Raw genomic sequence first — 14286 nt, 5'->3', positions numbered from 1 at the left:
GCCGGTCCCCGGCGGCGGCCGCTAGGGAGCCGGGTAATCGGTGACGTACACCGGCGTGCCGATCCTGGTCGTGTCGGCCGGGTCGCCGACGCCGTTGACGACGTGGTCGATCGTGCCGGCGCCGAGGTTGACGGTCATGACGTGGTGCAGCCGCACGCCCGGGCTCGGCGGCACCTCGAAGCCGTTCTCGGTGTGGATGGCCGGGTCGTTCTGGTTGAAGACGTAGACGCCGGCCCCGTACAGGCGGTGGGTGCGCACGCGGTCGCCGACCTTGTAGCCGGCCCAGCCCTCGACGGCGCCGTTCATCCAGTCGGCCTGGGACGGCGGGTCGTACGGCAGCTCGTTCTGGTACAGGATCGTGGTGCCGTCCTCGCCGTTCCAGACGGTGTTGTACTGCTGGAAGTGCTCGACGAACAGGCCGGTCGCGGTCACGTGGTCGCCGTTGACGACGGCGCCGTTGCGGCCGAGGTTGGTCCGCCAGCGCTGGGTGTCGTCGAGGCCCTCGACGCCGTGGTCGGCACGCCACACCCAGGTGTGGTCGATGAGCACGTGGTCGCTGTTGACCTCCAGCGCGACGTCGGTCCTGCCGACGTGCGGCCCGCCGACCCGGAAGTACACGTCGGACAGCGTGGTCGGGTCGTCGGCGGAGCCGTGTCCCCTGCCGTCGCCGTGTCCCCCGCCGTGTTCCCCGCCGTGTTCCCCGCCGTGTCCCCTGCCGTGCTTCCCGCCCACGCGCAGCAGCACGGGTGAGGTGTCCGTGCCCGCGTCGATGGTCACGCCCGCGACGACGACGCCGGGCACGTCGGCCACGTCGAGCGGGATCGAGCCGCGCACGGCGGTGAGCGTGGCGTGCCCGAGGCCGAGGACGACCGTGTTCGGCCGCTTGACCTCGATGCTGCGCGCGATGTCGTACACGCCGGGCGTCAGCAGCAGGTGCTTGCCGCGGGCGAGCTGGCTGTTGATGACCTGCACCGGGTCCGACGGCCTGGCGACGAAGAAGTCGCCGATCGGCAGCGAGCGGCCCGGCGTCATGCCGGCGGCCCAGGAGACGCCGCGGGTGCCCTTCCGGGCGGCGGGCACGCGGACCTGGTAGCGGCCCCGCGCGTCGGTGTAGAGGTAGGGCTTCTCGCGGCTGACGGGGGTGGTGCCGAGAGTGGTGTAGGGCGGGTTCGGGAACGCGCTCTCCTCGGGCGCGCCGGTGACGCCCGCGAAGACCTGGTTCCACACGCCGTTGGACCAGCCGGCGACCTCGCTGTTGCGGGTCAGCCACTGCTGCTGGCTGCCGTTCGTGACGGACGGCAGCCGGGAGTCGGCGATGAAGCCGCCGCTGGCGTACTGAGGGCCGGCGGTGCAGTAGTCCATGAGCGACAGGGTGCCGCCGCTGACGTTGAGCCGGCGCAGCGAGACCGCCTGGGAGACGGCCCAGAAGTTGGCCGAGGAGCGGCAGCCGTCCTGGCCGGTGCCGTTGATGTTGATCGACAGGTTGGACAGGGTGCGCCAGAAGTTGACCAGCGCCAGGCAGTTGCCGGTGCCGCCGTCGGCGAGGCAGCGGTTGTAGACCTCGACCTTGCCGTTGATGACCACGTCGGTGGGGGAGGCGCCGAGGCCGGCGATCTCGGTGTAGTAGCCGACCTTGATCTGGAGGGGGTGCTCGGCGGTGCCGTACGTGCCGGGCTTGAACAGGTAGGCGTGGCGGGCGGTGCCCATCTCGTCGTCCACCCGGGCGGCGTGGGCGGCGTCGAGGGTGGCCTGGATGTCGGCGACCGGCATGCCGGGGTCGAAGACGGTGACGTTCGGTCCGAGGTCGGGCGCCGCGCCGGCGCCGGGCGGCGACGCGGCGCCGGGGGTCGCGCCGGTGGCCGCGCTGACCGGTCCGGCGGCTATGACGGCGGTCGCCAGCAGGGCGCCCAGGGCCAGCGCCCGGCCGATCCGCCGCCGGGCGGGCCGCTCTCTCCCGGGTCGCCCTCTCCCGGGCCGCCCTCTCCCGGGGCTCGCGTCGCTGAAAGGCTGGTGGGTCATGGGGGGTTCGTCCTTCCGACAACGGGCGGCGGAACGCCGCCTGGCCGATCGAGAGAGCGCTCTCTCAGGCTGTCGGACGTTTGTACCGCGCGAACCGGCCCGATCACAAGTACACGTTCCGGTGGCGCCCGGATCGCCCGCCCGGCGAGGATGGCCGGGAAGATCCCCCGATCCGAGGACCGCCGATGCGTTACCAGCGCCCCGCCGCCGCCGTCGTGACCGCCCTCGCCCTGCTGGCCCCGGCCCCCGCCGCCGCCACCGCCGCGGCCGACGTGCCCTTACCCTCGGCGCTCTTCCGCGCCACCCACAACAGCTACTCGGGAGACCTGGACGGCGGCGCCCGCGGCTCCGTCACCGGCCAGCTCGACCAGGGCGTGCGCTTCGTCGAGCTGGACATCCACGACAACGGCTACGCCACCGCGCGCGACTACTCCGTCGGCCACGACGCCCCCGGCGACCAGGTGGACCACGCCGGAAACCCCGCCTCGAACCTGCTGCGCGACTGGCTCGGCACCATCGACGCCTGGTCCGCCCGGCATCCGGCCGCCGCGCCGATCACCGTCGCGCTCGACATCAAGGACGACCTGACGGACAACACCTCCTACGCCGCCGGCAACCTGGCCGCGCTCAACGACGAGCTCGCCGCCGCCTTCGGCGCCCGGCTGCTGCCGGCCGACGAGTACGCCGCCGCCCCCGCCCCGCCCACGGTGGACGCCCTGCGCGGCCGCGTGCTCCCCCTGATCTCCGGCGACGCCAGGACCCGCACCCTCTACAAGCGCGACGCCGGCACCGACCCGGCCGTCGCCATGAACGCCCGCGGCCAGGTCGTCGAGGTGCACGACTCCGGCTCGGGCGAGCTGTGGTACTGGAGCGGCACGTACGACGCCGCCGACGGCCGGGTGACCTGGCTGCGCCACGGCCGCTACGACTCCGGCGTGACCCCGGCGGTGGCGCTCAACGACGCCGGCGACCTGGTGGAGGTGCACCAGTCGCAGAGCGCCACCACGCTGTGGTACCGGGTGGGCCGCCTGGCCGCGGACGGCGAGATCACCTGGTCGGCCAGCCGCCGGTACGACAACGGCGTCCTGCCGACGATCAGGTTCACCGACGCCGCCGGCACCCGGCTGCGCGAGATCCACCGCAGCCAGAGCAACAGCCAGAACTGGACCTGGGACGGCGTCCTCGACCCGGCCGCCAGGACGGTCTCCTGGACCGGCAACGCCAGGACCGCCGACCCGCGCCACGACAAGACCACCTCGACCAGCGGCACGGCCCGCGTCCACGTCTGGACCGGCGCCGACGGCCCGACCCCGTCCCAGACCCTCCGCCTGGACACCGACCGCCACGCCGGCGACCGCATCCGCTACCGGCAGCTCGCCTTCACCGAGTTCCAGCAGGGCGACAGCGCCGAGCTCCAGCAGGGCGCGCTGTTCTACGCCGCGCCCGCCGACCGCTCGTCGTTCATCACGGAGGCGCGCCGGGCGGGCCGGCTGGTCCGCGGCTGGGACTTCGACTCGGCCGGCGACGCCACCAGCCCTCTGGCCAGCTACCCGGCGACGAACCATCCGTACGCGTCCTGGTACCGCACCCTCCTCGCCCAGGCGGGCGCCGTCGAATAACCTCGCCCCCGACGGCCGTCCCCCGTACGAGCTACCCACGGATGTCCACCGCGCGGTGACGATTCCTGGCCGCCGGATCCGTAGCGTTCATGGCGTAGCCGCGGCGCTCAGGTCGCGGGCCTTTCCCAGGGAGTCGTCATGCGGGTGTTGAAGCAGCTAGTGGTGGTCGCGGCGGTCGCCTTCGCCGGCCAGGCGGCCGTGGGCGCGGTGCAGGGCAACGCGCTGCTCACCCTGCTCCTCGGGCTCGCCACGGCGGGGCTCGCGGTGCTCGCGTACGCGTGGGTGGTGCGCTGGTCCGAGCGCCGCGCGCCGGTGGAGGTGGCCGCGGAGGGCGCCGCCGCCGCCACCGGCCGGGGCGTGCTGATCGGGGCGGGGATGTTCGCGGCCGTCATCGCGAGCATCGCCCTCGTGGGCGGCTACCGGATCGACGGCACCGGCTCGGTGACGGGCGCGCTCGGCCTGGTCGGCTTCATGGCCGCCGCCGCCGCGACCGAGGAGCTGCTGTTTCGCGGCATCCTGTTCAGGATCGTCGAGGAACGCGTCGGCACCCGGGTGGCGCTGGTGCTGACCGCCGTGCTGTTCGGCCTGTCGCACCTGTTCACCATGCACGCGAGCCTGTGGGGCGCGATCGCCATCGCGGTCGAGGCCGGCGGCATGCTGGCCGCCGCCTACGCCGCCACCCGCACCCTGTGGCTGCCGATCGGCCTGCACTTCGCCTGGAACTTCACCGCGGCCGGCGTCTTCGGCACCGAGGTCTCCGGCAACGGCGCGGTGCAGGGGCTGCTGCACGGCGTGACCTCCGGCCCGGCCGCGCTCACGGGCGGCACGTTCGGGCCGGAGGGCAGCCTGTTCGCGGTCGCGTTCGGCCTGCTGCTGACGCTCGTGTTCCTGCGGCTGGCCCGCCGGCGCGGCACCCTGGTCCCGATGCGGCGCGGCGAGCGGGCCGGCGAGCGGGCCGGCGCGGACGCCGAGCTGGCCCGGTGATCGACCTCCGCCGGGTCCCGGCCCTGTGGCGGCAGTGTGACGTCACGGTCCGGGACCTCCCGTTCGCGCTGCTGATGGCCGTCGCGTCGTTCGTGCCGGCGCTGTACGGCAAGGGCACGCAGGTCGGCGACCTGCCGGCCCGCCCCTACGACGAGTCGGCCTACGTGGCGATCGCCCTGCTGGCCCTGCCGCTCGCCGTGCGCCGGCGGTGGCCGGTCGCCTGCCTCACCCTGGTGGCGGCCGGCTTCGCCCTCGACCAGGTGCACTCCTACCACGTGTTCGCGTGCAACGCGCTGCCCATCGCGCTCATCAGCGCGGGCGCCCATCTGGAGCGGTACCGGCGTGCCACCGTGGCCGTCCTCACGGTGGCGTACGTGCCGCTGGCGGTCACGATGGGCCGGCTCGGCGCGCCCGAGCAGCCCGAAGGCTACGTGATCTTCTACCTGGTCCTGGTCCTCGCGTGGGGCATCGGAGCCTCGCTGCGCTCCAGCCGGGCCGCCGAGGCCGAGCGGCACCGCCGCGTCGCCGAGGCCACCCGCGCCGCCGAGCGCACCCGCATCGCCCGCGAGCTGCACGACGTCGTGACCCACCACGTGACGGCGATGGTCGTGCAGGCCGAGGCGGCCCGCTACCTGACCGCCGCGCCCGACCGGCTGGACGCGACGCTGAGCGCCGTCACCGACACCGGCCGGCGGGCCATCGGCGACCTGCGGCACATGCTCGACCTGCTCAAGGCCGACCACGACACCGACGTCAGGACGCCGTCCGCCGGCGAGCTGCGCACACTGGTGGAGCAGACCCGGCAGGCCGGGCAGCCGGTGGAGCTCGTCGAGGAGGGCCGGTCGGCCGAATCTGCGGGAAGCGCCGAGTTCGTGACCTATAGGGTGGTCCAGGAATCCCTGACGAACGCCCTCAAGTACGCCCACGGCAGCCCCACCGCGGTCCGGGTCCGTTACGGCGAGAAGGAGATCACCGTGGAGGTCAGCACCGACGGCTCCGGCACGCGGGCCGGATCCCCGGGCGGAAGCGGGCGGGGCCTGGCCGGGCTGCGCGAGCGGGTGGAGGCCCTGGGCGGCGAGTTCGACGCGGGCCGGCGGGCGGACGGCGGCTTCGTCGTCCGGGCGCGCGTCCCCGCGGGCGGCTCGTCGTGAGCACGCCGATCCGGGTCCTGGTCTGCGACGACCAGCCGCTGATCCGCACCGGCTTCGCGACCATCATCGACGCGCAGCCGGACCTGGAGGTGGTGGGCGAGTGCGGGGACGGCCGCGCCGCGGTCGAGCTGGCCCGCCGGCTGCGCCCGGACATGGTGGTGATGGACGTGCGGATGCCGGTGCTCGACGGCATCGGGGCGACCCGCCTGCTGGCCGGAGCCGGGGTGGCGGACCCGGTCAAGGTGCTGGTGGTGACGACGTTCAACCTGGACGAGTACGTCTACGAGGCGCTGCGCGCGGGCGCGAGCGGCTTCCTGCTCAAGGACGCCCCGCCGGCGCAGCTCCTGCACGGCATCCGCACGGTGGCGACCGGGGCCGCGCTGCTGGCGCCCGAGGTGACGCGGCGGCTCGTCGGCAGGTACGCCTCGCGCATCCGCCCCACCGAGGACCGCCCGGACGACACCGCGCTGACCCCGCGCGAGCTGGAGGTGCTGCGCCTCATCGCGGACGGCCTGTCCAACAGCGAGATCGCCGCGACGCTGGTGATCAGCCAGGAGACGGTCAAGACGTACGTCTCGCGCATCCTCACCAAGCTCGACCTGCGCGACCGCGTGCAGGCGGTGGTCTACGCCTACCGCAACGGCCTGGTGACCTGAGCCCGGCCGCTCACAGTCGCTCGGCCAGGCCCCCGGCCAGCAGCGCGAAGGCGTGCTCGGCGGCGGCGACCGCCTCGGGGTAGCGGGCGTCGGCGGACCGGCCGCCGGTCAGCGCCACGGAGTTGTCGGCCGCCAGCAGCCATTGGACGCCCACCACCTGGACGGCGGCCAGCCGCGCGGTCAGGGCGGGGACGCCGGCGGTGTCCTGGAGCGCCTCGGCGAGCGCGCGCTCGGCGCCCTCCTGGAAACGGATCATCCTCGTGCGCAGCGCCGGGGTCTCCAGGACCATCCGGACCAGCGCGAGGATCGCCGGGACGTCGTTGAGGCCGGTGATCGGGTCGCGCCTGCGCAGGCCGTCGAGGAAGTGGTCGCGCAGGGCCACCAGCGGGCGCGTGCCCGGCGGGCGGGCGCGCACCACGCGGGCGGCCTCGGTCTCGTGGTCGGCGAAGCGGTGGACGACCAGGTCCTCCTTGGCCGGGAAGTACGCGAACAGGGTGCGCTTGGACACCTCGGCGGCCTCGGCCACCTCCGCCACCGACACCTCGTCGAACCCGCGCGCCAGGAAGAGCGCGATGGCCGCCTCCGAGATGGCGGCGTGGGTCCGTGCTCGTTTGCGCTCCCGCAGCCCCGTCATGCCGTCACGTTATCAAGACCTGCACTCGGGCTTTTCTTGCCCGCGGTATATATTTGCACTCGGTCTAGTTCTGGAGGCGACGATGACCGAGGTGATCGTGGCCGGCGCCGGGCCCACCGGGCTGACGCTGGCCTGCGAGCTGGCCCTGGCCGGGGTGGACGTCCTGGTGGCGGAGAGCCTGCCGCGCCGGGTCGAGCAGACCAAGGGCGGCACCATCCAGCCGCGTACGCAGGAGCTGCTCGAACTGCGCGGCCTGCTGGAGCCGATGCGGGCCAGGGCGCTCTCGCGCGAGCCCGCGGGCGGGCACTTCGCGATGCTGCCGGTGCCGCTCGACTGCACGGCCTGGGACACCGCCCACCCCTACCCGATGTCGATCCCGCAGTGGGAGATCGAGGAGGTGCTGGAGGAGCGCGCCACGGAGCTGGGGGCCACGGTGCTGCGCCAGGCCCCGGTGACGGCGGTGGAGCAGCGGGACGGCGGCGTGCTCGTGACCGCCGGGGGGCGCCGGATCGAGGCCCGCCACCTGGTCGCCTGCGACGGCGGCCACAGCACCGTCAGGAAGCTGCTCGGCGTGCCGTTCCCCGGCAGGGCGGGGACGTACACGGCGATCCTGGCCGACATCCGGCTGTCGTCGGTCTCCGACCTCGTGCCGGCGGCCATCGGGCACATCAGCACGCTCACCCGCCACGTCGGCGACCGCTGGGTGATGCTGGTGCCCGTCGGCGGCGACCGCTACCGCTTCACCGGCGGCGCGGCGGGCGAGGAGGAGCAGGACAGGGAGCGGCCGGTCACGTTCGAGGAGATCGCCGAGCTGCTGCGCGCCGTCTACGGCGAGCGGACCGTGCTGTCCGCCGTGGACAACGCCTCGCGCTTCGGCGACGCCACCCGGCAGGTCGAGAGCTACCGGGCCGGCCAGGTGTTCTTCGCCGGCGACGCCGCGCACATCCACCCGCCCTTCGGCGGGCAGGGGCTGAACCTGGGCGTGCAGGACGCCTTCAACCTGGGCTGGAAGCTGGCCGCGGTGCTGCGCGGCCGCGCCCCGGCGGAGCTCCTGGACACCTACCACGCCGAGCGGCACCCCGCCGGGGCCTGGGTCCTGCACATCACCCAGGCGCAGCGCGTCTTCGCCGACCCCCGGCCCGCCCCGGACGTCGTCGAGCTGCGCGAGGTCTTCACCGACCTGATGCGCCTGCCCGAGGCCAACAGGCACCTGGCCGGCCTGATGTCGGGGCTGGCGCACTCCTACGACCTGCCCGGCGAGCACCATCCGCTGGCCGGGCACCGGGTCGCCGGCGTCGATCCCGCGCTGTTCCTGGCCGGCAGGCCCGTCCTGCTCGACCTGGCCGGCATCCTGCCGCCCGGCCTCGGCGCCACCCGCGCCCGGCCGGTGGACGGCCTGCCCGGCGCGGTCCTGGTCCGCCCCGACGGCTACGCGGCCTGGGCGGCCGACGCCGACCCGAAGGCCCTCGACCTGAAGGCCCTCCTCGACGATCCGTGCCGGTCGCTCCTGGCGTAGGGGTGCCGGGTGCCGGGCGGCGGGCGGCGGGCGGATGGGAAGATGCGGAGGTCGTACTCGCTCGACGGAAGAGAACCCCGGCATGGCCGTCATCCACCACACCGTGCTCAAGCCGTCCAAGCTGGAGCTGCTGGCCTCCTGGTTGCCCTCCCGGCCCTGGTACCGCGGCGGCGCGGGCGAGCCGGAGCTGGCCAAGGCCGGCGGCTTCCGGCTGGACGACCCCGAAGGCGAGGTCGGGATCGAGTTCATGGTGGTCACCGACTCCTCCGGCCCCGAGCCGGTCAGCTACCTGACGCCGCTCACCTACCGCGGCGCTCCGCTCGACGGGGCCGCGCACGCCCTCGTCGGCACGATGGAGCACGGGGTGCTGGGGCGGCGCTGGGCGTACGACGGCTGCCACGACCCGGTGCTGGCCGCCCAGCTCGCCGCCCTGATCGAGGGCCGGGCCGAGGCCCAGGACCAGAACGCCAGCGACACCCCCGCCCGGGAGGTCACCCGCTCCTACACCGGCGGCGGCCCCGTCCCCACCGGCTTCACCGTCACCGACGACCACGAGGGCACCGAGCTGCGTGCCCCGGACGGCACGGCCCTGCGCCTGCACCGGGTTCTGCGACCCGCGGCGGACGGCGCGGCGGAGGGGGCGCCGGCGGGGGCGGCGGGCCACGTCGCCGGCCCCTGGCGGTCGCCGGACGGCACCGAGGCGCGGGGGTTGTTCGCGGTCCTGCGCGCCGGCTCCTGAGAACCGGCGCGCTCAGGCGACCGGCCGCAGGTCGTGGCCGTCGAGCCGGAGCCGCCGGGGGCTGAGCGTGCGCCGCCGCTCGGTGGCGAACACCGTCGCGGCCAGGCCGGCCAGCAGCCACACCACCAGGTGCGCCAGCCCGGCGGCCAGGCCGGTGTCCGCCCCCGTCACCACCGCCCGCAGCGCGGCCACCGCGCCGTGGGTGGGCAGCAGCGGCTCCAGCGCGGCCAGCGGTGCGGGGATCGACGACAGCGTGCCGGTGGCCAGGGTGAGCACGAGCACGGCCACCGCGAGCAGGTGACCGGCCCGGCCGAGCGACGCCGCCAGGCCCTGGCACAGCAGGGTGAAGGCGAGCGCGGCCAGCAGCGTCACCCCGAGCAGCGCCAGCCGCCCGCCGAGCCCGAGGTCGAGGAAGGGGCCCAGGCCCAGCCCGAGCAGCGCCCCGGTGACCAGCGCGACCGTCGCCCCCGGGGCGACCGCCTGGACGGCCAGCCGCCGGGTGGGCAGGCGCGAGGTCAGCACGAACGGCGGGACCGCCCGGATCACCAGGTAGGTCGCCAGCGCGCCCGCCCACAACGCGAACACCAGGAAGAACGTGGCCGCGACCGGCCCGCCCAGGTCGTCCCCCGCGGCGGACGGGGCGGCCACGGGCGCGGCGGCGACCTCGGACAGGTGCCTGCGCTCGGTCTCGGTGTAGTCGGGCACCTGGTCCAGGCCGTCGGTGAGGCCCCGGGCGAGGGCGGTGGCGCCGTCCTCGGCCCGGGACGCGCCGCCGCGCAGCCGGGCCGCGCCGCCGGCCAGGCCGGTGGCGCCCTCCACCGCCCGCGCCGTCCCGGTGGCCAGCCGCCGGGCGCCGGCGTCGAGCCGGGACGCGCCGGACGCCAGCGACGTGGCCCCCTTGGCGAGCGCGCCCGCGCCGGTCGCGAGCTCGCGGGCGCCCGCGTCGGCGGCCTTGACGCCCTTGTCGAGCCGCCTGGCGCCGGTGGCGGCCGAGGCGATGCCGGCGGTGAGGGTCCTCGACCGGCCGGCGAGCTGCGCGGTGCCGTCGGCGACCTGCTCGGCGCCGGAGGCGAGGGCGCCGAGCGACTGCTTGATCTCGGTGGCGCCGCTCCTGGCGCGGGCCTTCATGCCGTCGATGTCACCGGCGATCGAGGACAGCCGGCCGGCCGCCCGCGAGAGCCCGGCGCAGAAGCCGTCGCTCCCGTCGCCCGCCCGCGCCTCGCACTGGGCGGCGAGCCGGTTCAGGTCGGCGGTGGCGGAGGCGGCGGAGGGGACGTCGTCGATGGCCGCGATGATCCGGTCGGCGACGGGGGCGGCGGTGTCGGCGAGCCGCCGGTTGCCGTCGGCGACCTGGCGGGCCCCGTCGGCGAGCCGGCGCGTGGCCGCGGGGAGCCGGCGGGTGTCGCGCGCGGCCTTCGCCAGGCCGGCGGACAGCTCGGCGGAGCCGCCGGCCAGCTTCCCGGTCCCGGCGGCGAGCCGCCCGGCCCCGGTGGAGAGCTGCCCGGCGGCGGTGGCGAGCCGGGCCGTGCCCTGGGCGGCCTGGCCGGTGCCCCTGGCCAGCTCGGCGCCGCCGGTACGCAGGTCGCCGAGGCCGGTGGCGAGGGTACGGGCCCCGGTGGCGAGCTGCCCGGTGCCGTCGGCCAGGTCGCCGGTGCCGTCCGCGAGCCGGTCCGCGCCGTCTGCGGCCTCGCCCATCTGCTCGTGCAGGGTGGCGAAGCCGACGTACACGTTGTCCAGGTAGGTGCGGACGACCTGCGTGTTGAGCGCCTTGACGGCGGCGTCGGCCACGTCCCGCCCGGCGCGGGGGTCGGCCAGGCCCGCGCTGGGCGAGGTCTCGACCCGCAGCGTGGCCTGGGTGGCCGCCAGCGGCTCGCCGGTGGCGGCGGAGGTGGCGCGGGCGGAGAACGCGCGCGGCACGGTGACGACCGCCGCGTACGTCCCGTCCCGCAGCCCCTCGCGGGCGTCCCGCTCGTCGGTCAGGGTCCACTGGTAACGCTTGTCGTCCCCGTGGACGAGCTCGTCGGCGAGCCGGCGGCCCAGCGGAACGGTCCGCCCGCCGGCCTTGACCGGCTCGTCCAGGTTGACCACGGCCGCCCCGGCGACGCCGTGGCTGGTCAGCGGCGACCAGAACGCCCAGGTGAGCAGCCCGGCGACGAGGACGGGCACGAGGACCAGCCCGAGCCAGGTCCGGGGCGTGCCGGGAAACGCGCGGTGCGGGGCGCGGGGGAGCGAGGCGGGCATCAGCGGACTCCGGCGGAGGTGCGGTCGAGGGACAGGTCGGTGGTGCGCGGGGGGAGCAGGTCCCGGACGAGGCCAGGGTCGTGGCAGGAGGCGACGACGGCGGCCGGCCCGAGCCCGGTGGCGAGCAGGTGCCCGAGCGCGGCGCGCCGATCGGCGCGGACCACGGCGTCGAGGTCCTCCAGCACGACGAGCCGGGCGCCGTCCGCCAGCGCGGCGGCGGCCTCCCCGGCGGGGTCCCGCACGCTCCCGCAGGGGATCAGCGCGGCGGCCCGCCGGGCGGCGCGGGCGTGCTGGGGGACGACGTGCCCGGCCACCTTGAGGTCGCCCTCGATCCTGGCCACCCGGCCGGCCAGCGTGTGCAGGAGGGCGGCGGCCCCCGGCCCGTGGACCAGGAGCCCGTGCCCGGCGGGCAGGTGGACGGCGACCCCGGAGAAGACGGGCGCGCCGCGGTCGTCGCGTACCGTCAGGCCCTCGGCGCTGACCACCTCGGGGGAGCCGGGCCAGGAGGCCAGGCGCAGCTCGCGGGTCAGCCCCTCGCCCTCGGCGTCGAAGACCGGCAGCCTGCGCTCCAGCCACCCCGGCAGCCACCACGCGCGGTGCCCGAGCAGCGCCAGCACGGCCGGCACCAGCGTCATGCGTACCACGAAGGCGTCCACGAACACCCCGACGGCCAGGCTGAACGCGATGGGCTTGATGGTGGCGCTGCCCTCGGGCACGAACGCGGCGAACACCGCGAACATGATGACCGCCGCCGCCACCACGACCGTCGAGGCCGACACGAACCCCGACTCGATCGCCCGGTGCGGGTCGCGGTAGTGGACGTAGTCCTCCCGCATCCGCGACAGCAGGAACACCTCGTAGTCCATGGCCAGCCCGAACAGCACGCCCATGAGGATGATGGGCAGGAAGCTGATGACGCTGCCGGTGTGCTGGAGCCCGAACGCGCCCGCCAGGTGCCCCTGCTGGAACACGAACGACGTGGCCCCGAACGCCGCCCCCACCGACAGCAGGTATCCCAGCGCCGCCTTGACCGGCACCGCGACCGACCGGAACACCATGGCCAGCAGCACCAGCGACAGCCCCACGACGACCAGCCCGAACGGCACCAGCGCCCCGGCGAGCTGCGCCGACACGTCGATGCCGACGGCGGTGAAGCCGGTGACGGCGGTGGTGACGCCGTAGGCGTCGTGGAAGTGCGCCGCCCGCTCGCGCAGCCGCTGCACGAGCGCCTGCGTGCCGGGCGAGTCACCGGCCGAGCCGGGGACGACCTGGATGATGGCGGTGTCGCCCTTGCGGTTGGGGGTGGCGACCGGGACGGCGGCCACGCCGTCCATGCGCTCGACCTCCTCGGCGATCTTCCTGGTGACGCCGACAGGATCGGTGGTGTCGAGCACGTCCACGGAGACGATCAGGGGCGCGTTGTAGCCGGGGCCGAAGTGGGCGGCGATGGCGTCGTAGGTGTCGCGGGCGGGGGTGCCGCGTTCCTCGGTGCCGCTGTCGGGCAGCGCGAGCCGCAGGTCGGCGGCGGGGAGCGTGCACAGGCCGAGCGCGGCCACGACGGCGGCGACGGTCACGAGCGGGCGCCTGGTGGCCAGGCGGACCCAGCGGCGGCTCAGCGGCACCGGCTGCCTCCGGCCCGGGCGGCGGGGGCGGCGGGGCCCGGGGCGCAGCCGCTCGCCGGCGACGGCCAGCAGCGCGGGCGTGGCCGTCACGGCGACGGCCACCGCCACGCACACCGCGAACGCCGCCGCGACCCCCATCGTGGTGAGGAACGGGATGCCCGCCACCGACAGCCCGAGCAGCGCGATGACGACGGTGAGCCCGGCGAAGACGACGGCCGACCCGGCGGTGGCGGTGGCGCGGGCGATCGACTCCTCGACCTCCAGCCCCTCGCCGAGCTGGTCGCGGTGCCGGCTGAGGATGAACAACGCGTAGTCGATGCCCACGGCCAGCCCGAGCATGACCGCCAGCATGGGCGCGGTCGAGGAGACCGGCGTGAACACCGTGGCCATGAAGATCAGCGCCACCGCGACCCCCACCCCGAACACCGCCGTGCCCAGCGGCATCACCGCCGCCACCAGCGAGCGGAAGACGAGCAGGAGCACCAGGAAGGCGATGACGAGGCCGACGCCCTCGGTGGGGCTGAGCGCGGGCACGGCATCGGAGAAGGCGTCGCCGCCGACGTACACCTTCGCGCCGGTCTCCCGCTCCAGCCCGGTGCCGATCTCCTGGAGCCGTTCCCTGGTCCGGTCGGTGACGGCGGCCCGGGGGGCGTCGAGCGGGACGGCGATGATGGCCGCCCGGCCGTCGGCGGAGACGGCGTTCCTGACGTTCTCGGCGAAGGGGCTGGTCACGACGGCGACCTGGTCGACCCGTTCCAGCTCGCGGGCGGCCCTGGCCACGGCGCTCCGGACGGCGGGGGCGTCGGCGCGGGTGCCTTCGGGCGCCACGAGCACCAGGCGCGCCGACGCGCCGCTCACCTCGGGGAAGACGTGCGAGAGGTGGTCGAGGGCGTCCTGCGACTGGGAGCCGGGGATGGTGAAGGCGTCATCGGTGCCCTGCTGGAGCAGGCCCGTCGCGCCCGCCGCCAGGGCGAGCGCGAGCACCCACGCGCCCAGGACGAGCACCCGGGCACGGGCGGCCCAGCGGCCAAGTCGGTACAAGAAGGACGACACGGACTGGCAGGCTAATTACTTGCACACCAATGTGCAAGTTTCGCCGGTCCTG

At 75.4% G+C, this 14286-nt stretch carries 10 protein-coding genes; 6 read left to right on the top strand and 4 right to left on the bottom strand.

Going from position 1 to position 14286, the window contains the following annotated elements:
- Positions 1–21 precede the first annotated feature (21 nt).
- On the bottom strand, positions 22–2019 hold the full coding sequence (locus AB0H75_RS15495; RefSeq protein ID WP_367796391.1) for an adenylyl cyclase: 1998 nt from the start codon (positions 2017–2019) through the stop codon (positions 22–24).
- Positions 2020–2204: 185 nt separating this feature from the next.
- Between AB0H75_RS15495 and AB0H75_RS15490 the strand changes: the two genes are divergently transcribed.
- From AB0H75_RS15490 to AB0H75_RS15475, 4 genes are all read left to right on the top strand, one after another.
- Entirely contained in the window at positions 2205–3638 is a 1434-nt protein-coding gene (locus AB0H75_RS15490) for a hypothetical protein (RefSeq protein ID WP_367796389.1), read from the top strand.
- A 138-nt stretch (positions 3639–3776) separates the two neighbouring features.
- Positions 3777–4622 (top strand): lysostaphin resistance A-like protein, encoded by an 846-nt coding sequence (locus AB0H75_RS15485; protein WP_367796387.1) that lies wholly within the window; start codon positions 3777–3779, stop codon positions 4620–4622.
- Positions 4619–5773 (top strand): sensor histidine kinase, encoded by a 1155-nt coding sequence (locus AB0H75_RS15480; protein ID WP_367796385.1) that lies wholly within the window; start codon positions 4619–4621, stop codon positions 5771–5773. The genes AB0H75_RS15485 and AB0H75_RS15480 overlap by 4 nt, the downstream gene beginning before the upstream one ends.
- Positions 5770–6429, top strand: a complete 660-nt coding sequence (locus tag AB0H75_RS15475) for a response regulator (protein ID WP_367796383.1) — start codon at positions 5770–5772, stop codon at positions 6427–6429. The genes AB0H75_RS15480 and AB0H75_RS15475 overlap by 4 nt, the downstream gene beginning before the upstream one ends.
- 10 nt (positions 6430–6439) lie before the next feature.
- Here the strand turns inward: AB0H75_RS15475 and AB0H75_RS15470 are convergent, their stop codons facing one another.
- Complete coding sequence (locus AB0H75_RS15470) at positions 6440–7063, bottom strand: TetR family transcriptional regulator (protein WP_367796381.1); 624 nt, start codon at positions 7061–7063, stop codon at positions 6440–6442.
- Positions 7064–7145: 82 nt separating this feature from the next.
- Here AB0H75_RS15470 and AB0H75_RS15465 point away from each other — a divergent pair, with 82 nt between their 5' ends.
- Together AB0H75_RS15465 and AB0H75_RS15460 are read left to right on the top strand one after the other, a co-directional pair.
- Positions 7146–8579, top strand: a complete 1434-nt coding sequence (locus tag AB0H75_RS15465; protein WP_367796379.1) for an FAD-dependent oxidoreductase — start codon at positions 7146–7148, stop codon at positions 8577–8579.
- A gap of 82 nt (positions 8580–8661) precedes the next feature.
- Positions 8662–9318 (top strand): 1,4-alpha-glucan branching protein, encoded by a 657-nt coding sequence (locus AB0H75_RS15460; protein WP_367796377.1) that lies wholly within the window; start codon positions 8662–8664, stop codon positions 9316–9318.
- A 12-nt stretch (positions 9319–9330) separates the two neighbouring features.
- Here the strand turns inward: AB0H75_RS15460 and AB0H75_RS15455 are convergent, their stop codons facing one another.
- A complete protein-coding gene (locus AB0H75_RS15455; protein ID WP_367796375.1) occupies positions 9331–11559 on the bottom strand; it encodes a hypothetical protein in 2229 nt (742 codons plus the stop codon).
- A complete protein-coding gene (locus tag AB0H75_RS15450) occupies positions 11559–14234 on the bottom strand; it encodes an MMPL family transporter (protein ID WP_367796373.1) in 2676 nt (891 codons plus the stop codon). Before AB0H75_RS15450 ends, AB0H75_RS15455 begins: the two co-directional genes overlap by 1 nt.
- Positions 14235–14286 lie beyond the last annotated feature (52 nt).

This window comes from Nonomuraea sp. NPDC050783, from assembly GCF_040802095.1.
Classification (GTDB): domain Bacteria; phylum Actinomycetota; class Actinomycetes; order Streptosporangiales; family Streptosporangiaceae; genus Nonomuraea.
This window is presented reverse-complemented; position numbering and strand designations above follow the sequence as displayed.

Coding starts and splice junctions, on each gene's coding strand:
- AB0H75_RS15460 (WP_367796377.1), top strand. CDS start 8,662: ATGGCCGTCATCCACCACACCGTGCTCAAGCCGTCCAAGCTGGAGCTG.
- AB0H75_RS15455 (WP_367796375.1), bottom strand. CDS start 11,559: ATGCCCGCCTCGCTCCCCCGCGCCCCGCACCGCGCGTTTCCCGGCACG.
- AB0H75_RS15495 (WP_367796391.1), bottom strand. CDS start 2,019: ATGACCCACCAGCCTTTCAGCGACGCGAGCCCCGGGAGAGGGCGGCCC.
- AB0H75_RS15470 (WP_367796381.1), bottom strand. CDS start 7,063: ATGACGGGGCTGCGGGAGCGCAAACGAGCACGGACCCACGCCGCCATC.
- AB0H75_RS15490 (WP_367796389.1), top strand. CDS start 2,205: ATGCGTTACCAGCGCCCCGCCGCCGCCGTCGTGACCGCCCTCGCCCTG.
- AB0H75_RS15485 (WP_367796387.1), top strand. CDS start 3,777: ATGCGGGTGTTGAAGCAGCTAGTGGTGGTCGCGGCGGTCGCCTTCGCC.
- AB0H75_RS15465 (WP_367796379.1), top strand. CDS start 7,146: ATGACCGAGGTGATCGTGGCCGGCGCCGGGCCCACCGGGCTGACGCTG.